General features: G+C 45.8%; 22 protein-coding genes. 4 read left to right on the top strand and 18 right to left on the bottom strand.

What is annotated here, in order from left to right; translation table 11 throughout:
* Genes fabF through D6855_RS16160 form a run of 5 tightly spaced genes read right to left on the bottom strand, consistent with a single transcriptional unit; the run spans nt 1 to nt 4,151 of the window.
* Entirely contained in the window at nt 1–1,239 is a 1,239-nt protein-coding gene (gene fabF / locus D6855_RS16180; protein ID WP_120743008.1) for a beta-ketoacyl-ACP synthase II, read from the bottom strand.
* A complete protein-coding gene (gene fabG, locus D6855_RS16175) occupies nt 1,232–1,972 on the bottom strand; it encodes a 3-oxoacyl-[acyl-carrier-protein] reductase (protein WP_120743006.1) in 741 nt (246 codons plus the stop codon). Before fabG ends, fabF begins: the two co-directional genes overlap by 8 nt.
* Nucleotides 1,966–2,901 carry an ACP S-malonyltransferase gene (gene fabD / locus D6855_RS16170; protein ID WP_120743004.1) on the bottom strand — a complete coding sequence of 312 codons (936 nt, stop codon included), beginning with the start codon at nt 2,899–2,901 and terminating at the stop codon, nt 1,966–1,968. Before fabD ends, fabG begins: the two co-directional genes overlap by 7 nt.
* Nucleotides 2,902–2,913: 12 nt before the next feature.
* Nucleotides 2,914–3,843 carry an enoyl-[acyl-carrier-protein] reductase FabK gene (fabK, locus tag D6855_RS16165; RefSeq protein ID WP_120743002.1) on the bottom strand — a complete coding sequence of 310 codons (930 nt, stop codon included), beginning with the start codon at nt 3,841–3,843 and terminating at the stop codon, nt 2,914–2,916.
* 17 nt (nt 3,844–3,860) lie between these two features.
* Nucleotides 3,861–4,151: an acyl carrier protein gene (locus D6855_RS16160; protein WP_442861352.1), complete on the bottom strand. Its 291-nt coding sequence runs from the start codon at nt 4,149–4,151 to the stop codon at nt 3,861–3,863.
* Between the two features lie 60 nt (nt 4,152–4,211).
* On the opposite strand from D6855_RS16160, the gene D6855_RS16155 reads away from it, so the two are divergent.
* Nucleotides 4,212–5,066, top strand: a complete 855-nt coding sequence (locus D6855_RS16155; RefSeq protein WP_120742998.1) for a MerR family transcriptional regulator — start codon at nt 4,212–4,214, stop codon at nt 5,064–5,066.
* On the opposite strand, the gene D6855_RS16150 is transcribed toward D6855_RS16155, so the two are convergent.
* From D6855_RS16150 to D6855_RS16105, 10 genes are all read right to left on the bottom strand, one after another.
* Complete coding sequence (locus D6855_RS16150; RefSeq protein WP_120742995.1) at nt 5,030–6,937, bottom strand: family 43 glycosylhydrolase; 1,908 nt, start codon at nt 6,935–6,937, stop codon at nt 5,030–5,032. The two genes, D6855_RS16155 and D6855_RS16150, sit on opposite strands and share 37 nt — an antisense overlap.
* 7 nt (nt 6,938–6,944) lie before the next feature.
* Entirely contained in the window at nt 6,945–7,532 is a 588-nt protein-coding gene (locus D6855_RS16145; protein WP_120742993.1) for a zinc ribbon domain-containing protein, read from the bottom strand.
* Nucleotides 7,533–7,548: 16 nt separating this feature from the next.
* Nucleotides 7,549–8,019, bottom strand: a complete 471-nt coding sequence (locus D6855_RS16140; RefSeq protein ID WP_120742990.1) for a cupin domain-containing protein — start codon at nt 8,017–8,019, stop codon at nt 7,549–7,551.
* 17 nt (nt 8,020–8,036) lie between these two features.
* Nucleotides 8,037–8,420 (bottom strand): VOC family protein, encoded by a 384-nt coding sequence (locus tag D6855_RS16135; protein ID WP_120742989.1) that lies wholly within the window; start codon nt 8,418–8,420, stop codon nt 8,037–8,039.
* A 1-nt stretch (nt 8,421) separates the two neighbouring features.
* A complete protein-coding gene (locus D6855_RS16130; RefSeq protein ID WP_120742987.1) occupies nt 8,422–8,883 on the bottom strand; it encodes a C-GCAxxG-C-C family protein in 462 nt (153 codons plus the stop codon).
* A gap of 18 nt (nt 8,884–8,901) precedes the next feature.
* Nucleotides 8,902–9,474, bottom strand: coding sequence for a GNAT family N-acetyltransferase (locus tag D6855_RS16125; RefSeq protein WP_120742985.1), 573 nt, complete (start codon nt 9,472–9,474; stop codon nt 8,902–8,904).
* A 204-nt stretch (nt 9,475–9,678) separates the two neighbouring features.
* On the bottom strand, nt 9,679–9,873 hold the full coding sequence (locus tag D6855_RS16120; RefSeq protein WP_120742983.1) for a PspC domain-containing protein: 195 nt from the start codon (nt 9,871–9,873) through the stop codon (nt 9,679–9,681).
* Complete coding sequence (locus D6855_RS16115; protein ID WP_120742981.1) at nt 9,845–10,051, bottom strand: hypothetical protein; 207 nt, start codon at nt 10,049–10,051, stop codon at nt 9,845–9,847. The genes D6855_RS16120 and D6855_RS16115 overlap by 29 nt, the downstream gene beginning before the upstream one ends.
* Nucleotides 10,052–10,295: 244 nt before the next feature.
* Nucleotides 10,296–12,596 (bottom strand): EAL domain-containing protein, encoded by a 2,301-nt coding sequence (locus tag D6855_RS16110; RefSeq protein WP_120742979.1) that lies wholly within the window; start codon nt 12,594–12,596, stop codon nt 10,296–10,298.
* Nucleotides 12,597–12,626: 30 nt separating this feature from the next.
* Nucleotides 12,627–14,051, bottom strand: a complete 1,425-nt coding sequence (locus tag D6855_RS16105) for a GGDEF domain-containing protein (RefSeq protein ID WP_158589564.1) — start codon at nt 14,049–14,051, stop codon at nt 12,627–12,629.
* Nucleotides 14,052–14,255: 204 nt separating this feature from the next.
* Between D6855_RS16105 and D6855_RS16100 the strand changes: the two genes are divergently transcribed.
* Both D6855_RS16100 and D6855_RS16095 read left to right on the top strand, forming a co-directional pair.
* Entirely contained in the window at nt 14,256–14,816 is a 561-nt protein-coding gene (locus tag D6855_RS16100) for an RNA polymerase sigma factor (protein ID WP_120742971.1), read from the top strand.
* Complete coding sequence (locus D6855_RS16095) at nt 14,813–16,129, top strand: serpin family protein (protein ID WP_120742969.1); 1,317 nt, start codon at nt 14,813–14,815, stop codon at nt 16,127–16,129. The genes D6855_RS16100 and D6855_RS16095 overlap by 4 nt, the downstream gene beginning before the upstream one ends.
* Nucleotides 16,130–16,172: 43 nt before the next feature.
* Here D6855_RS16095 and D6855_RS16090 read toward each other — a convergent pair whose 3' ends face one another.
* The 3 genes from D6855_RS16090 to D6855_RS16080 all read right to left on the bottom strand — a co-directional run bounded on the left by D6855_RS16090 (nt 16,173) and on the right by D6855_RS16080 (nt 18,443).
* A complete protein-coding gene (locus D6855_RS16090) occupies nt 16,173–16,613 on the bottom strand; it encodes a hypothetical protein (RefSeq protein WP_120742967.1) in 441 nt (146 codons plus the stop codon).
* 79 nt (nt 16,614–16,692) lie between these two features.
* Nucleotides 16,693–17,205, bottom strand: a complete 513-nt coding sequence (locus tag D6855_RS16085; RefSeq protein WP_120742965.1) for a GNAT family N-acetyltransferase — start codon at nt 17,203–17,205, stop codon at nt 16,693–16,695.
* A 14-nt stretch (nt 17,206–17,219) separates the two neighbouring features.
* Nucleotides 17,220–18,443: a GNAT family N-acetyltransferase gene (locus D6855_RS16080; RefSeq protein ID WP_120742963.1), complete on the bottom strand. Its 1,224-nt coding sequence runs from the start codon at nt 18,441–18,443 to the stop codon at nt 17,220–17,222.
* Between the two features lie 276 nt (nt 18,444–18,719).
* Here D6855_RS16080 and D6855_RS16075 point away from each other — a divergent pair, with 276 nt between their 5' ends.
* Entirely contained in the window at nt 18,720–18,938 is a 219-nt protein-coding gene (locus D6855_RS16075) for a hypothetical protein (protein ID WP_120742961.1), read from the top strand.
* Nucleotides 18,939–19,186 lie beyond the last annotated feature (248 nt).

Here is a 19,186-nt window from a genome sequence, read left to right as displayed (position 1 = left end):
TTATGCCTCATATTTCTTAAATGCTATGCATGCGTTATGTCCGCCAAAGCCGAGAGATGTGCTGATGGCGAACTTCACATTTGCTTTTACAGCTTCGTTTGGAGTGTAGTTTAGGTCGCACTCCTCGTCCTTTTCCCTGTAGTTGATGGTTGGCGGGATGAGACCTTCCTGAACTGCCTTTACGGAGGCAATGGCCTCAACTGCGCCGGTTGCGCCCATCATATGTCCGGTCATTGACTTGGTGGAGCTTATGTGAAGCTCGTAGGCTCTCTGACCAAAGACGGCCTTTAAGGCTTTGGTCTCCATGGCGTCATTTAAGTGGGTTCCGGTTCCGTGGGCATTTACATAGACCTCGGAAGCGTCGTATATTCCGGCTTCGTCGGCAGTTGCCTTGATGGCTCTTATGGCACCGCTTCCCTCAGGGTCTGGAGCTGTGATGTGGTAGGCGTCTGCAGTGTTGGCATAGCCCACAACCTCGGCGTATATCCTTGCACCGCGCTTTACTGCATGCTCGTATTCCTCAAGGACCAGGATTCCTGCGCCTTCTCCCATGACAAAGCCGCCTCTTCTCTTGTCGAAAGGAAGGCTTCCTTCCTTTGGATCTTCGGAGAGATTAAGGGCCTGGCAGTTTATAAAGCCCGCCATGGCAAGCTCATTGATGGATGCCTCGGAACCGCCGGCGATTATCGCATCTGCGTAGCCGTGCTTGATTGCCCTGTAGGCTTCACCTAAGGTGTGGGTTGAAGTAGCACAGGCTGTCACTACAGGAAGTGTAGGGCCCTTGGCGCCAAACCTTATGGATACTGACCCTGCAGCCATGTTACTGATCATCATTGGAACAAAGAATGGGGAAACCATCTCAGGTCCCTTTTCCGTCAGCTTTTTTGTCTCCCTTAGAGTTGTGCCAATGCCGCCGATACCAGAGCCGATGTAGACGCCAAAGCGCTCCTTATCAAGGTCTGACTCAAGGATCTTGCTGTCCTCAACAGCTTCCTTGGCTGCAGCCATGGCATACTGCATAAAAAGATCTGACTTTCTTATTTCCTGAACCGTGTCATAGTAATTCTTTGGCTCAAAATCCTTAACCTCTGCGTCCAAGGACACCTTGAGGTTTGAGGCATCAAATCTTTTTATCCTGTCGATGCCGCATTTTCCCTGTTTAAGGCTGCTCCAAAAGCTGCCAAGATCATTACCGACAGGGGAAACGACTCCCATACCGGTGACAACTACTCTATACATACAATCCTCCATCTACTTTTAAAATCTCCCCCGTGATATAGCCTGAAAGCTCGCTGGCAAGGAAAAGCGCTGCATTTGCCACGTCCTCTGGCTTGCCCAGCTTGGTGATAGGAATGTTTGATGCGATATCTCTTTTCTGGTTATCGCTAAGCTTTCCTGTCATGTCTGTTTCTATGTAACCCGGAGCAATGGCATTGCAGCGGATGTTCTTTCTTCCGTACTCCTTGGCAACGGACTTGGTAAGCCCCACGATCCCCGCTTTTGATGCGGCGTAGTTAGCCTGTCCTTTGTTGCCCATCAGCCCCACAACTGAGCTTATGTTGATGACGTTTCCGCCTCTGTTTTTGACAAAATCCATGATAAACGCCCTTGTCATGAACAGTGTTCCCTTGAGGTTTATATCTATGACGTCATCGATATCCATGATACGAAGACCAGGCAGAAGGTTGTCCCTTGTGACTCCTGCGTTGTTCACAAGGATGTCCACCTTTGAAAAATCTGCCATTATCTCTTCTTTTACTGATTCAACTTCCTCGGGATTTCTGATGTTGCAGATGTAAAGCATGGCGGTAACCCCCAGGTTTTGGAGATCCTTAACTGTCTGCCTTGCACTGTCATTGTCTGAAGTTGCGATAATAGCGATGTTTGCGCCGTTTTCTGCAAACTTTTTTGCGATGGCTTTTCCAATTCCTCTTGTTCCGCCAGTTATAACGGCTGTCTTTCCCTTTAACATGCGTTCATTAACTCCTTAGAAGCGTTATTTAGCGACTCAAGGTCGCTGACATTTAGTATCTTCGCCCCAGGAACAGTTCTTTTTACAAATCCTGAGAGCGTCTTTCCAGGACCACATTCAACGAAGGTTGTAACCTCCATCTTCTCCATGTTCCGCAGGGTGTCCTCCCACTGTACGCTGTTTGATACCTGCATGGAGATGGTCTCGATTATCCCGTCTCTATCCTGTGGGTACTGCTCTGCTGTCTTATTGGAGAAAAGAGCTATCGACGGCTTTTCAATGTGGAACCTGTCCTGACTTGAAAGTGCCTCTTTAAGCGCGTTTGAGGCCTCGGACATATATGGTGAGTGGAAGGGGCCTCCCACCTCCAGAGGTATGAATCTGACCTTTTTTTCTGTAAGGATCTCTGAGAGTTTTTTGATGTTTTCAGCTTTTCCAGAAACTACGATCTGCCCTGGGCAGTTGTAATTTACAGGGAAAGTCTCAGTTTCTTTTCCCAGAGCTTCAAGCTCAGCCTTGTCCATCCTAAGGACTGCGATCATGCTGCCCTCATTCTCATCAGCGACTTTCTGCATCAGCTCTCCTCTAAGACACACCAGGTTAAAGGCCTCTCTAAAGCTCAGAGCTCCAGAAAAATACAGCGCTGCCACTTCCCCAAGGGAAAAGCCCGCAACTGCGTCGATGCTAACTCCAAGGCTCTTTAGTGCCACAGCTCCCGCAAGATCCGCCAGGAAAAGACAGGGCTGAGTGTTTATGGTTTTCTTAAGGTCTTCGCTACTTCCCTCAAACATCTGCTTAAGGGTTCCGGGGCGGATGCTCTCTGCCTCGTCAAAAAGCTCTTTTACTGAAAGGACTGTATCGTAGAGGTCTTTAGCCATGCCAGGATACTGACTTCCCTGACCTGCAAATAAAAATGCTGTTTTTCCCATATCCGTCTCCTTTCAGATCCCAAGAAGCGCGTAGGCACCGCTGCAGATCCCTTCTACGATTTCCTTACAGGTGTCCTCTGAATTTACAAGGCCTGCAATCTGGCCGCACATGCATGAGCCGTACTTTACATCGCCCTCGATGGCGGCGCGCCTAAGTGCTCCTGCACCCATTTTCTCCAGTTCATCCGGGGTTGTTCCGGGAGTGTTCTCTTTTTCCGTAAATTCTCTTGTCATGCGGTTTTTGAGGGCTCTTACAGGGTGTCCAAGGCTCTTTCCCGTAACAATAGTGTCGCGGTCCTTGGCTTTTAAGACCTTCTCCTTGTAGTTAGCGTGGACGTTGCACTCTTTCGCAGTCAGGAACCTTGTTCCCATCTGAATGCCCTTGGCTCCCAGCATGAAAGCTGCAGCCATTCCTCTGGCATCAGCGATGCCACCGGCAGCTATGACCGGGATATTTACAGCATCAACCACCTGTGGAACCAACGCCATGGTTGTGGTATCGCCCACGTGTCCGCCGGATTCGCAGCCTTCAGCAACAACTGCGCTGGCGCCCATTCTCTCAACCATTACAGCAAGGGCGACGCTGGCAACTACGCAGATGACCTTTACGCCTGCTCCAAGGAGCTTTTCCATGTATTTTGCAGGGTTTCCGGCGCCAGTTGTAACGACCTTTACGCCCTCCTTACACACAACATCCACAGCTTCGTCGATGAATGGACTCATGAGCATCAGGTTTACACCAAAGGGCTTGCCCGTTAGCTCTTTTGCCTTAGTGATCTGCTCTCTTAGCTGCTCTCCGTTTGAGTTCATGGCTGCGATGATCCCAAGTCCGCCTGCGTTAGATACAGCGGCAGCCAGCTCCGCGTCTGCGATCCACGCCATTCCGCCCTGAAAAACCGGATATTTTATGCCAAGCAATTTACAAATTTCGTTGTTTTCCATTTTGTTCCCCATGATATTCAGGCTGTAGCCTCTTTTGCGCCTTCCTGTTCAATAAGTGCTACAAGGCTGTCGATTGTTGTGATCTCCTGAGAAAGCTCGATCTTGCAGTCAAGCTCTTCCTGCATCTGCATAACAAGCTCCATAATATCCAGTGAATCAAGACCGATCTCTGTAAAAGAGCTTGATCCGCTTAACTCGTTCTCATCCTTATCAAGGTATTCTGCGATTATTCTGATGATTGTTCCTTTAACGTCTTTCATTTTCTCTGCCTCCTTTTGGCTTGTGGTTTTAAATTTCTTTGTTACAATAGTCTTGGGGGTAACCCCCAGGTCAACAACTATTTGAAAATTATTTTTGGGGAGAGAAATATGAAATTATTTGGCAGTAGTATGAGAGACTCCGAGGAAGAGTACACCCTGAGTGTCGGGCAGTTCGCCAAGCTCTGCGGTACAACAAGGGATACTTTAAGACATTACTATGAGTCGGGGATAATCGTTCCAAAGGTGAATCCGGAAAACGGGTATCACTACTACTCTGCCGCCCAGATAAGCTCTTTCTACTTTATAACTACCATGCGTCAGGCTGGTTGCTCCATAAAAGAGATAAGCGACCTTATTCACAATTCTTCCAAAGAGGGAATAAAGCGCCTTACTAACGCCAAGATCCTGGATATGCAGAGGGAGCTCTTTTTGATAAACAAGAGGATCAGCGCCCTGCACATGGGCATGTGGATCCTGGAGACCTTCGATAGCCACGCCCAGGGCTCGCCCTTTGTTCAGGAGATCCCGTCCATTAGCATCATCAAGACCCCCATCAGTGATAAGGCGAAGGCCCATCACACTGCGGATATTGCAAAAGACATCTCGGTGCACCTGTCAAAAACCACCGCAGACGGCAGTCTTTCCTCGTTTCCTTCAGGAGTTACCATTTCCTATGAGGATCTTCTTAAAAAGAACTATACCTATAACAGTGTAGTGAGCTTCTCTCTCCTGCCTGCAGATCCTTCCTCGGGTTATATGACCCTTCCCACCAGGAAAGCGCTGTGCTGTCAGCATGAAAGCCGCTCTCAGGGAATCGAGAAAACCTACAAGAAAATGCTCGCATACATAAAAAAGAACAGGCTAAAAGCCTGTTCTGATCTGTACATAATAAGCCTCATCAACCTGTATCAGAAGGATGAGCATACCTATTTCAAATATCTGTTTATATGTGTTGATGAATGAAATACCGCCGTTAAATCGCTTTCACTTGCGTAGGAGTACATTCCAACCATTGCTCCGGTGAAACGTTTGCCCTTTTTAAGGCCTTCATCGCATAGATAACAAACGTTATCTAATGTAATAAACTCAGTCTCCGAGCCGTTTTCTGCATTGTACTGATATGAGAGCCTGCGGGTGAGATAGCTTGTATCCATGATGAGTCTTATGCTGGTTACGTTTGCAGGAACTGGCTCATCAGAGATCTTAGTTCTGTCATCATCTCCCACATGTTCGTTGGAGTAGAGGTAAATCTGCCCGCCTCGGCTTGTAATTCCAAACTCGAAAAATGTGTTCTCGTCGTAATATCCAGTAATTCCAGCGGTCTGACCCTCTGTCATAGCTGGGATTTCTAATGTGGCCGCATACTGGAACTCAAATGAGGTCTGTCGTTTCAGGACAATGTTGCGGCTGTCCACGCTGGAAAGTGGAGCTTTACTGCCGCTTATCTCAAATCGCCCTGTTTCTGGGGAGAATTTCACACCCCCAGGTGTAAAGGGCCTTGGTGTCATGTAGTCAAAGGGCAGTCCGCAAGGGGAAATGCCTGTTTTTTCAGTGGCTGTGCCAGCGCCAGCAAATGGCTTAACCTGCATGGTTGATGGACCCTTAAGGCCATTAACAATTGGCCAGCCATCAGGAGTCCATGTCACAGGGTCAATAGCAGTCTCTCTTCCCAAAAGGCTGTAGCCATCTCCTATCATTCTTCCACAGAGGTAAACCATGTACCAGCGCCCGTCCTGGGTTTCCACAAGGTCTCCGTGTCCGCAGCGCTGTATTCCTGCGTCAGGATCGTTTTGGCGCATGATCGGATTGTATGGGCATGGTTCATAGTTGCCAAATAGCTCTTTTGCCCTGGAAACAGTCACTCTGTGGCCTGGACCAGTTCCGCCCTCCGCTTCAAGAAGGTAGTAATAGCCATCTTTTTTGTATAAATGCGGCCCTTCGGGCGCTCTCTTGTGATCTCCGTAGAACAAAAGCTGGGCATCCGAGATCTTTTTTGTCCCGGACTCATCCAGTTCAAATATTCTGGCACCCCTGTTGAGGAGCATATATCTTTTCCCGTCATCGTCGTTAAAAATGCTGGGATCTATTCCATCTTCGTCGATAAATACAGGCTCCGAATAAGGCCCTTCGGGCTTGTCCGAAGAAACCACTATCTGCCTTCTGTAGGTTGGCGGAACGTCGTTTAGCCTGTAGGTAGCGGTTATATAGAAGCGTCCTTTGTAAAAAGAGATATCGGGAGCCCAGTAGCCTCTTCCGCCCTCAAGCTCGTCAAGGTGCGCCCACTCTGGGTTTGTGATGGCGTGACCTATGATCTCCCAGTGAATCAGGTCTCTGGAATGAGAGATCGGAATGCAGGGGAAAAAGATAAAGGAGGAATTTACCATGTAGTAATCCTCTCCCACTCTGCAGATTGAAGGGTCAGGGAAAAAGCCTGTGCGGATCGGGTTGCGGTAGAAATCCTCGTATTTATGGGCGTAGCGGGATTCGAGATATTGCTCGATTTCGCTGTGGCGCTTATGCACCAGATCCCAGGGAGTTTCGAGATTCTTGTCCCCCACAAGTGGATCCATGCCACACTTCTCAACTAAATATCTGAAAACCTCCAGGTCTCCTGATTCTGCGCCGTAATGAAGAACGTTCCTGTGCTCGTCGTCGTACTCGTTTAGGCTTACTCTGGAGTATTCAACCAGATACTTAAGGATATCCATGTGCCCTTCTCTGGCAGCACAAAAAAGCGCTTCCTTACTGACAAGAGCTGGATCCTGCACCAGGATGTGTTCTACTGTTTTTAGGTCATTTTCTTTTATGGCTAAGATTAGTGTGATTTCGTCCATGTCTGCATTATTCCCAGATTTCGTATTTGTGCTTGTCGATGATCATGAAGCAGTTTTTGTAGACCTTAAGGGGTAAGGTGGTGTTTACCTTGTAGGGCTTTTTGACGCTCTTAAGCTGATACATGATGAATCTCTTGCCGTGGGCGGAGTTGACCATGATCTTGCAAACCTGCCCCGGCTGGTCGTTGTAGGTAATTACGTCATCAGTATAGCCGTAAACAGTGCCCTCGATCTCCTTACCAAACATGGAGACACTAAGGTATCTCCACAGATTTCGAAGAACGATGAAAGCTGCGCCAAGGCCGATGAGCATAAACGGCAAGAACATAAGCTTCATAGCTGGCATTTCGCTTGTCATGTCTCTAAAGAAGATTGGGAAGATAAACCCAAAGAAGCCAAATGCTACAGCAAATATCAGTGGGAAAATGATCCCCCAGAAATCCAGGTGTGCTTCTTTGCATTCTACCTCAGGATAGTCCATTGTTGCTGTTGCTGTGTTGAGTCCTGTGGGCTTTCCGCAATAGGGACATAGCTCGGTCCTTACTGGTGCCCCGCAGTATTGGCATGTGACTTCTGTAGTTCTCTCTGATTCCATTGTATTTAATCCCCCATTAGTTATTTGTAAAAGCCAGATGTGCTATTTTATCGAAATTGTCCGGACAAAGGCTCCTGATCTCATCCTCATAAACCAGCCTGAAGCCCTTGTAGGTAAACTGCGGAGTTGTGGCACAGGACATAAAGCAGTATCCGCGTTTATCCAGGTTTTCCGCTGCAAATATGGCTCCTTTTGGGATCACTGCCATTGCTTCCTGGCCATCTTCCGAGCCGATGACAGTCTCTTTTACCGCTCCATCCATGATCATGGTGATCTTAAGAGCGGTGCCCTCGTGGTGATACCAGATCTCATCGCAGTCTATCTGATGAAAATGGGAAATGTCGTCCCCTTCAAGAAGGAAGTAGATGCTTCCCATAAGTGGCCTTCCATCATGGTCAAAGGGTGCGGTGTAAACCTCGGAAAACCAGCCTCCTTCAGGGTGCTTTTCGAGATTGTATTTTTCTTTTAGCTGGGCTGATCTGTTCATTCCTGGTTATGTCTCCGTTATACTGTAAGCTCTATCTGATTTCCCTCTATTCCCACGATGCAGGATTCGTAGTAGCCATCGCCAGTGGTTCTTGGGCCGCTCACAACTTCGTAGCCGTCGTTTTTAAGCTTAAGAGTGAGCTCATCCACCTTCTCCTTGCTTCCAAGGGAAAATGCGATGTGAATGTATCCCGTCTGGTTTAAGTTCTTTTCCGGATCTGCGAGCCCGGGTTTGTTCATTATCTCCAGCCTTGCGCCGTCGTCAAAGGTGATGAAGAAGGACCTGAAGTCCGTGGTTTTGTTGTGATATCCGTCGTTGGATTTTCCGCCAAGGTACTTGATGAAAAAGTCTCTGGCAGCCTCCAGGTCGTTAACGTACATTGCTATATGTTCAATTTTCATGTCATTTTCTTTCTACAGGGTTTTCTTTGATGAATTGGTCTAATATTTCCGCTGCGTTTCCGATGATCTCAGGGCAGGGGCGCTTTTCGTAGTACTGTTTGGTTCTTGCTTCCGGTGTGGGAACATCGTGGCGGACGTCAAGTCCCAGCATTTCTCTGCAGATGATTGTTCCGTGCTTTTCTTCGAATCTCTTAGCAAGTTCCTGGATCTTGGCGTAGTGGTCAGCTTTAATGTCGCCTGTTTCCGGGCCATCATAGCCATACAGTAGGCCTGCTATCATGAACATTCCGCTGACAGATCCGCATACTTCGCGAAGTCTTCCCATTCCGCCGCCAAAGGATGACGCCAGCTTGGACAGAGTTTTCTCATCCATATCAACAAGATCCGCGAAAGCCAGTGTTAATGCCTGCGAGCAGTTATATCCCTTCATGAAATTTTCCATTGCCGCTTCTCTTCTAGTCATTTATATTGCTCCAACCTTTCAATCGTTAGTATATCCCAAAAGCTTGATGTTCTCATCATACATTCCAGGTGGAAGGATGGATTTGTACAGCGATGAGTACACCTCCCAGCTCTTTTCCTTATCAGGGTCTGGGTTTCCCATGGTCAAAAGAATGAACTCCACTCCAAAGCACTTAACTCTGACTCCAGTATCACGGCATCCGTTACGAAGATAGAAATTAAGGCGCCTTGTGCGAAGTTCTCTATCCGCAGCATCCTGTGCATACTCTGGGTCTTCAACTTCCCCTATAATACGGCCATTATCGCCCATGTACTCAGATAGGAGCGTTATCAGCGAACTTCCGATGCCAGTATTTCTTTTATCTGGAAATATGGCGAGATAGTCTACCAAATAATTGGTGGACTGCTTGACCAGATATGTATATCCTACAATCTCCACGCCATTATACAGCCCCAATCCCTCGTAGATTCCCTTATCATAGCCATCCAGGATGACAAACAAGGGCTTTAGCTCCTCAGGTGGAAAGTCCGTCTTCATGCGAGTATTGTAGATTTCAGCTATCAGCTCTTTTGACAGTTTCTTAAGTTCCATGCTTTACTCTTCTGCTTCTTCTACCATGTGATAAATCCCCCTTGGATTCATAAGATAATCTGATTTTATCACGTTTTCCGGTGGTTTATCCATAAAACGATAACCTGAATTAATCAAATTGAGCCCCGAAGCCTAAGCTCCGGAGCTCATATATAAACATCATTGAAGGAGATGTTTTTCCTCTTTAGCCATATGATCGGGCGATCAACCAACGTATCCGGGGTTTTCGTCCATGATCAGTGCAGCTATAAGGTATGCTAAAAGACCAGCACCGCCTGAGAGTGTAAATACTACCCATAAAACTCTTACGATTGTTGGATCGATGTCGAAATACTCAGCGATTCCTGCGCAAACACCTGCGATCCTCTTGTCACTGCTTTTGTATAATTTCTTCTTCATTACCTTTTTCCTCCTTCATTGTAATCTGTTTAATAGAGTCATCTTTTTCTGAATCAAATAAGCCAAAGATCATTGCAAGGGCAAGGCCCATAATTACTGCAAAATTGATATCTACTTTTAAAAATGCGATGGCCCATATAATGCCGATGCAAAGTGCTAACAGTTTTCTTCTTTTCATCTCTCATTCCTCCTTTTGTGTTCTCTCTGATAGCACAATAGCAGATATGACTTTCGTGACCATCAAATACACTCATCTTGCACTGTTTTTCACTTATGTATAAAGTATATGTCCGAAAAACCGAATAATACATGACTATTACAGCGAGTTTCCGCTTGTTTTTCTCCAAAAATAGCAAAAAAATTCCGCCACGCTAATCCCGTGGCGGAACTAAATTTCCAATACACATTTAAGTCTGGCTTATTCAGGCATTTCCTCTTTCCTTGTCCAGCATTGCCTCAAAATCAGCCTGTGGAACTGGCTTTGAGAAATAGTAACCCTGGAACAGGTCGCAGCCAAGGCCGTTTAACTGGTCGAAGTTTTCTGCGGTTTCGACACCTTCAGCCAGAGATACGATGCAAAGGTCTTCTGACAATCTGATGACGTTCTTAACGATGATATTGGCCTTCTGCTCGTCGTTGGACTTACCAAGAAACTTCATATCGATCTTAAGCACATCAACAGGCATATCTTTCAGCATGTTCAGTGATGAATATCCGCTTCCAAAGTCATCCATCTCCACGATAAAGCCGTCGTTTCTGAAGTCTTCCAGAACTTTCATCCTGTCGTCGGTATCCCGCATCATACTGCTCTCTGTAACCTCGATACGCAGATTGTGAGGATTTATGCCATATTCCTGGACGTAGCTTGTGATCTCGCCATAGACATCTGTCATATAGAAGTCTTTTGGTGAAACATTCACAGAAATGAAGATACCTGGATATTTCTTTTCCCAACTTGACAGGATCTTACAAGCTGATCTCCAGATATGCTTATCAAGCTCAGCAATCATGCCGTTTTCTTCGAATAACGGAATGAAATCACCGGGAGACATGAAGCCGTTCACTGGGTGGATCCACCTTACAAGGGCCTCGGCGCCAACAATCTTGCCGCTGTTGTCTGCTATAGGCTGAAGGTAAGGAATTATCTGGTTTTGTGCTATGGCGTTATCCAGCTGTGCGGAGATCTCCTGATTCCAGATCATTTTATCGCGGATCTTTTTATCAAAGAAAGCCACGTGCCTTCTGTAGTCGTCTTTAATGGAATCCAGGGCTATGTAGGCTCTGTCAAATAAAACAGCTGCGTCCTGTACGTCCTCGTCTACATCACAAAATCCAAGGTGCACTGTGAGATTCTGCTCAATGTCACCAAGCTTAACGGTAAAGTGAGCCAGGTCGCTTTCAAGAAGTTCCTCCACCATCATATTCTTAGGAAGGCAGGAGCCAAATCTGTCGCCGGCGATACGGCCGTAAATACAGTTATCATCGGAGTATTTTGACATCCAGTCAGCGACCTGCTTAAGAGCTGCATCGCCGAACTCGTGTCCGAATACATCATTAAACACCTTGAAGTCACACAGGTGGATCGTGGCGATGTAGAAATTATCCAGAGTGTGTAACTTTAGCTGATCGTTGATCTTTTTATATGTATATTCCTTATTATATAAGCCTGTCAGTGCGTCGTGGTTGGCGGCGTACATCTCGGCTTCAATTCGCTTCTTTTCCTGGGTGATATCTCTTACGCGGACGTAGGATCCAAGATCTTTGCCGGATCTGTCCTTGAATCCGCCTCGGGCTATCATATAGCTCTTTTCACTATCCGCTATTCCCCTGGTTATTTCAGTGTCCTGGTCATCAGGGAGACTCTTTATTTCTCCAAAAAGAGATTCCAGCGCAGCGGAAATGCCTTCCGGCTCGTCACTTTTTCTTCCAGTAAGCTCTTTGGCTGGCTCATTTGCCCAGATACATCTTCCCTCCGGACCATACAGTAACACCGCAACGCTTGTGTCATTGATGATATCCGCAAGCATGTTGTCCAGAAGGCGAAGTGGTCTGTAGTGCATGGAGAAGTAGTAGATCAGAAGTCCGAATACCGCAAAGCCCACCATTGACCTGTCGATAGGGGTCCTTGAGAAGATATAGAAGGTCTGCCACATGGTTCCGATTATCATGCTGATGAGTATGACGATATAGCGCTCTTTATAGAGCCTTGGAACCTGAATGCTCTTGATGATAAAGACGATTATGGTAAGAGCCATGGCGCCATAGCAGATGATTCGGTGGAAAGTCTGTCCCAAGAGAGGAGTCATGATAAAGTACGGTTTTCCGTAGGCTTCGATCTCTGAAAGGACAAAAGCGTGTCCGAATGCGATGTTAAGCAGCAGCTGGAGCACATCCAGTCCAAGCAGGTGATTTATCCAGATAGGAACGCTGTACTTTTTCCTGCGTGTTCCAACCTGATAGCGGCAATATTTGTCAGTGAATCTTATCAGAGCAAACATGACAAAATCCATGCCAATGTAATAAATATAGCAGCCAACGTAAGCCACGGCCTTTGTGGTCGCAGCAATGATTATCATATTTCCAAGTACAGGAGGAATAAGTGAAATACAAAGAAGACAAACTGCCTTGCCAATAGGCTTTTCTGAACGCCATGAAGCAAGGCCACATATCAGCAATGTGGCGATCAGCAAGGCAAATATAATTATGAAAGCAGTTCTTACCATATCATTCAGCCTCCGCTAAGGCAGGAAATATCAAGCTTCCCTCATGGCCTTCATGGCTTTCTTGTTCTCATACATGTTACTGTCGGCGCGCTTAAATACGTCTTCCACTTTTTTATCTGTAGCCGGGTCAAAGAGTGACCAGCCGATAGCTGCAGATACTCTGTCCCAAGGCTCTAAGGACTCGTCCTCTTCCAGCTTTTTCAGTATGTTTTTGAACTCTTCTACTCTGGCTTCAGCATCTTCATAGTCCTCGTTTTCTAAGACTATGGCGAATTCGTCGCCGCCTATTCTGAATACAGGTGAATGTGCGAATGTCTTGCAGACTACTGTACAGAGCTTGATGATGGCGAGATTTCCCTTTTCATGGCCGTAGGTATCGTTGATTCGCTTTAGGAAATTCATATCGACCATACCAATTCCAAATCTGGTAAAGCCCTTGCTCTCTATATTCCACTCAATTTTAGAGACCTCAGTATCGTAAGACTGTCTGTTTCTTATGCCGGTCAGGGAGTCTTTGTTGGCCTGCTCGCTAAGCTCTCTGGCTTTTCTCTGGGCTGCCAGAGCTACATCCCTGGCAGACAGTGCGTTTACAAGGTAGTTTCTAAGATCCTCTGACAGCGTAGTTATAGCAGTAGAAAGAGATCTCAGCTCATTTTTAGCCTGTATCCTGGGCATGTTGATGACCAGTTCGTCAGGATTACCCTGTCCACGGCTCTTTTGCGCCAGAGCCACCACTTCATGTTCGATGCTCTGTATCGGGTCAGTGATATTTCTTTTCGTCCAGGACAGGAATATAAACGTGAACAGAAGGCTGATGATAACGATGAGCAGTACGCAGATCATAACGTGGTATCTTATTACGTTATTAATATCGTTTACGGAAACGTCCACGCACAGCTCAGCGAAGTAGTTGCCCTCTGAATCGTAAAGTGACATGATGCCTGTGTAGTCGCGGCCCCATCTGTCAGCCCATTCCTCAAAGAAAAAGATCTTGTCGCCAGAATCAACTGCGTCGTAATACTGCTTTGCGGTCTTGGCGGTGTAATCCGTGCCTGTAAGGCCGCCCAGAGTTACTGCATTTTCCGGGATGTACTTCTTTTCATAGGTAGACATTCCGGCGATGACGTTCATGATATTGTCGGTAGGTTTTGTATTTAATGGGATGATAACGTAGATAAAATCGATGTTGTGAGTGTCCTTGATATTGTCAAAAAGAGCCTGCGTCTCCTCAAATTTCTCGGATTTCACGCCGGTTTCAAGGCACTCTTCCATGTCGTCAACGTCGATATTATCGGCTGCGAACCTTAAAAGGTCAGTAATATACGCCTCATACCTTACGTACAAGGTGTTTCTGTATCCGATATAGTTAGCTATGGCCAGGCTAAGACATAGTACTACTGTCATTAGAACGCAGCCAGTCACTATACTTTTTCTAAGGGGTCGCACGTCGTTCATGTTATCCATCCTTGCCTAAATTTTCAGCTATGTATATATTATAAGCGAAATACAAGCGGATTGTATTAAAAAAGCTTAAATTAATTCACAAAATTCCGTATACCAGAAATAATTTCAAAAATATTTAGACAAATGTGTAACCATGCTATGATTAATGTCGCTATATAGGGTGAAGGCCAAAAAAGAAAGAGAGGATCATTCTTCATGGATGACTCACAGATTGTAGAGCTCTACTTAACAAGAGATGAATCTGCCATAGCGCAGACATCAGAAAAATACGGAAGCAAACTTCGAAGGATCGCCCAGAACGTGCTATCAGACCTGGAAACCTCCGAGGAATGCGAAAACGACGCATATCTTCAGACCTGGAACCTGATACCGCCAAACGAGCCAAGGACCTACCTCTTTGCGTTTGTTGGCAGGATCGTTCGTCATCTGGCTATCGACAGGCTCAGGCATGAGGGCAGGCAAAAGAGATACGCCCTGTACTGTGAGCTTACTGACGAAATGCAGGAATGCATCCCTGGAAACAGTGATGTTTCACAGGAGATTGATGCAAAAGAGCTATCACAGCTCATAAATACGTTCCTGGAGTCCTGTTCTGATGAACAGCGCAACATTTTTGTCAGAAGATACTGGTACTTCGATTCCGTAGCTGAGATCTGTGAAAAATACTCTCTTCCTCAGAGCAAGGTCAAAACCACACTTTTCAGGATGAGAGAAAAACTTAAAGATCATCTCACAGACGGAGGATATATAGTATGAATAAGCATGATTTATTAGACGCCGTTGGCGATATCGACTCAAAGTTCGTTAAGGAGGCTGACAAGGACCCGGTTAAACGAAGTAAGATTGTAGCTTTCCAGAAATACTACCTGGCTGCTGCAGGTCTTTTACTCCTTATAGTAGCAGGCGTTATTATTAGAAACGGCATGGTACCTGTGGTTCCAGAGAGTGAAATTGAAGAAATGGATTCAGTCATGACAATGGGAGCGGTCATCGAAGAAACAGAAGAAGCTGCTGTTGCCTACACGGAGTCAATTGAAGATATGGAATTTAACAGCGCACTTATCAGTTTCATTGAAAAAAGTGGATTTGAAGATGAGAACTTCATGATATCCCCTACTTCCTTTAGAGCGGCCCTGGCTCTGGCTGTAGCAGGTGCTGACAACCAGACCAAAGATGAGCTTTTAAAGGCAATGGGCTTTAGCAGCATGGATGAAGTGATCACCTGGTATGAAGGCGTTTCTGCTTCTTCTGCAGATCTTCAGAATTCCATCTGGAAAAATACCAAGTCCAGAGGAAAGCTTTCAAGGAAATATGAGAAGTACGTCAAAAAGAACTTTGGCGCTACTGCTAAGAATGTCTCAGCTAACCAGATCACAGACAAGGTCAACAGCTGGATCAACAAAAGCACCAATGGTCTTATCCCACAGATCAGCAGCGATCTCTCCTACGCCGACCTTGTACTTGTAAACACCCTGTACTTAAGGACCGCATGGCTCAATGAGTTTGAGGATTACCTTACTGAGGAAGGCGAGTTTAAGACGATTTCAGGAGACGTAGTGAAGAAGGAGTTTATGAGCCAGACCACCCGTTTCCGCTACTACGAGGATGAGAATGGTAAGTTCGTGGTTATGCCTATGGATGGCGGCATAAATGCTGTATTTATCCTTGGAGATGTTGAGGACGTGGCAGGAAAGATGGCAAACGCTTCCTATGAACAGGTTGCAATCAAGATCCCTAAGTTTGAGACTGAGACCACATTTTCTGACAACCAGCTCATTGAGTTCTGCATGGAAAGAGGCGCCGTGCAGGCATTTAATGAAGATGCTGACTTCTCTCTTATGAGCAAGGAAATGTCTCTTTACATCTCAGACATCATCCAGAAGACCAAGATCAAGGTCGACGAGACAGGTATAGAAGCAGCCGCTGCTACAGCGGTCATGATGACCGAAGGCTGCATTATGATAGAGCCTCAGGAAAAAGAGTTTATCGCCGACGAGCCATTTAAGTACATGATCATGACAGATGACGAAAATCCTGAACTTCTCTTCTACGGTCAACTTGTAGAGTAAAAAAATAAGGCTGAGCTTTAATGCTCAGCCTTTTTTCTTGAAATTATTTATTGTCTATGTCTTTCAATGCTTCTTTTTCAGTGATCTCTCTTCCAGATCCGATGAATCCGTCGTTGTCTCTAAGAACTAAAGTGCAATCTTCAAGTTCTCCAGAACCGATCACGTACTTGAGATCTGCCATGGAGTACATCTTGCAGTTTGTCATGTTCTCGTATTCAGCTTCGCTGATCTCAACCTCTGCAAAGAATGCATCCTCATCGCCCTTGTGTACGTAAGCGTAGAGCTGATCTTTGTACTCAAATACTGAGAAAACGATCTCAGTGAAATCCTTGGCATCTACTGCCTGATATCCCTCAACAAACTCGGCTTTTGTCACATCAATTGAACTTGGACTGGCTGCCATAACTGTCATTCCAGAGAGTGATGAAAGTGCCATTGCTACTGACATTGCTGTTCCTGCTAATGCTCTGATGATTTTCTTCATACTCTTTCTCCTCCTGCTACTCTCATTATAAACCATAATTCACTTATTGATACGAATGAAAAAGAGATTTTGGCAAAATTTAAGAATTTTCCTCCCCTGGGTCATATTCCATCTCAACATCTGTCCAGGTTTCTCCCAGAATTTCGTAGTCTTTGCGCTTTCCGGTTTCCTTAAAGCCTACGCTCTTATAGCAGTGATAAGCGTTTGGATTGTTTGAGAAAACGCCCAGCTCTGCTGCTTCTGCGCCGTACACATCAAAGGCGTAGTTAAGGGCAAGCTTAAGCAGCTGTTTTCCGTATCCTTTTCCCCTCATTTCAGGGGAAACAATTACAAAGCCGAAACGGACTCTTTTGTCATCTTCTCCAGGAATCCTGAGGATGAGATAGCCTACAGGACCGCTCTCATCAAAGGCTGTAAATGGGAAGAAGCGCTCGCTGTCGTCCCTTCCGGATGTGGACTCGATCATGCGATCCTCAGTGAGTGGAAAATCTCCAAGGATTCCAGCTGACCATTTGTAGAACTCCTCTGGGGTTCTGGTCCAGGTAATTATTGCTTTTGCGTCGTTTTTTCTAAAAGGTCTTAATCGTAGCATTTTGTTTCCTCCAGTTATAGAGTTTCTTTTCTGTAGCAGATTACGCTCTCCTGACATGCATAATGCTTACCTGGGACAAGCTCAAATGGGTGCTGCAGACCTGTTCCGCCAAACCAGGTAAATGGCTTGTCGCCTTCTGTTTTGCCATCACAGATCTCCTGGGCTCCGTTCCTCATACAGCGAAGCAGGGAGATGTCATCGAAGTCCTGGGCATGTCCGTGAAGGATATAGTCTGCCTTCTCCTCAAGGAACATGACAGAATCCAGGGTTTTAACCATTTCTGACATCTTGGAGCAGCCATCAAGCTGCATCCACAGGTGATGGTTTATGGAATCTCCGGAAAAGAGAATTCGGTCCTCCTTAAGAAGCAGCACAATTCCGCCTGGTGTGTGGCCAGGAAGGTCATAGACTTCAAGAGTTTTTCCGCCAAGATCTATCACATCACCGCCCTTGATGGGCTTAAACTCTGGCATCTTACCGTCCTGTCTTTTGCTGAACGCCTTGAATTCGTCGGTTGTAGTGAACATGTTTGCAAGCTCAAGGTCCTTAGGATTCATGTAGGCCTCATCGAAGTAGATATTTCCAAATATATGGTCTGGATGACCGTGGGTGTTTACTACGATGATAGGCTTATCCGTGATCTCGCGGACCACCTTGTGAAGGTCGTTGTAGCCATTCATGGTGTCGATGACGCAGACCTTTTCCTCGCCCACAACGATGTAGCCTGTGGCATCGTGCTGTTCATCCAACAGATACAGATAGGGCTTAAGCTGCTTTATGTAGAGTTTCTCTAGTCTCATAAGGAATCGGGTCTCTTCCTCGCGGAATATCCTGTATCCCAGCCTCTCATAGAGCCTGAAGGCAGCGGTATTGCTCTTTTCAACATGGAAGACAATGTTATTAAAGCCAATTTCCTGGGCGTAGTCTTCAGCTCTTTTTATCAGCGTTGATCCAATGCCGCAATTTCTGGCACTTTCCGTTACGGAGAGGTCGTCAAGATAGACGTAGTACAGCTCTTCTCTGTGAACCTCAACTGAAAGATAGGCTATAACCTCATGACTTGTCTCGTCTTCTGCAACGAAGATTCTCTCTTGGGTTTCTTTCCAGTATCTGTCCAGATAACCTTCTTCATACCCCTTAACATCTTTTGTGTTGTAGATTGTCTGCAGCATCTCGATGAACAGCTCTCTGATCCTGCTATCATCCGCTGCAGTCGCTTCTCTAATTATGTACCCCATTTGTATCTCCCCTTCTGATGCGACTTTGCTGCCTTTTTACCTATTTTACCATGTTCAGCAAAATAAGGGCTTTCTTTCACTGATTCTGTCATGTTTTGCACTGTTTTATGGGGGTATCATGATATTAGTAGAAAAACACTTAAAACCATAAGAGTTTATAGTTTTTTTATCTACGCGCCACAGTTGGAACACTTATGGCAGGTAAACTATTTATTATCAGTTAGTAAAAAACGAGTGGGATGCACACTATTTATGGAAACAAAGGGGATTATGAATATGGGAAGATTAGAAGCAGAAATTGCAGAATATGTGGGTAATTACACAAGAAGACGCGGCTATCCGCCAACAGTAGAGGAACTCATTAGCTCTTTTGGCTTGATAACTATCATGTGTATGATGTTCTATGTATTAAGCCTTTACAGAATCGGAATGATCAGAAACTCCCTCTTCTTTGGAACTGGGAACCTTCAGCTCATTCCGATGAAGATAGATTAGTTCTCTTCGTGACCTGCAGCTTGGATTCTAATGTGAGACTGTGAGGGCTGGATCGCATCCTTGAGAAAAATAAGAAATATACCTTCAGAGCGAAGAAACTGGTTCTGAAGGTATATTTTTTTGTGATTCTGAGCTAGAGTTCTCAACGAGTATACCTTCAGAGCATGATTTTGAAGTGATAACGTAAAAGTAGACACCTAACTTATTTTTGTAAACAGGAATAACCTTTTGCTGCTACACTAGAGTAA

The organism is Butyrivibrio sp. CB08 (assembly GCF_003625485.1).
Taxonomy (GTDB): Bacteria; Bacillota; Clostridia; order Lachnospirales; family Lachnospiraceae; genus Butyrivibrio.
This window is presented reverse-complemented; position numbering and strand designations above follow the sequence as displayed.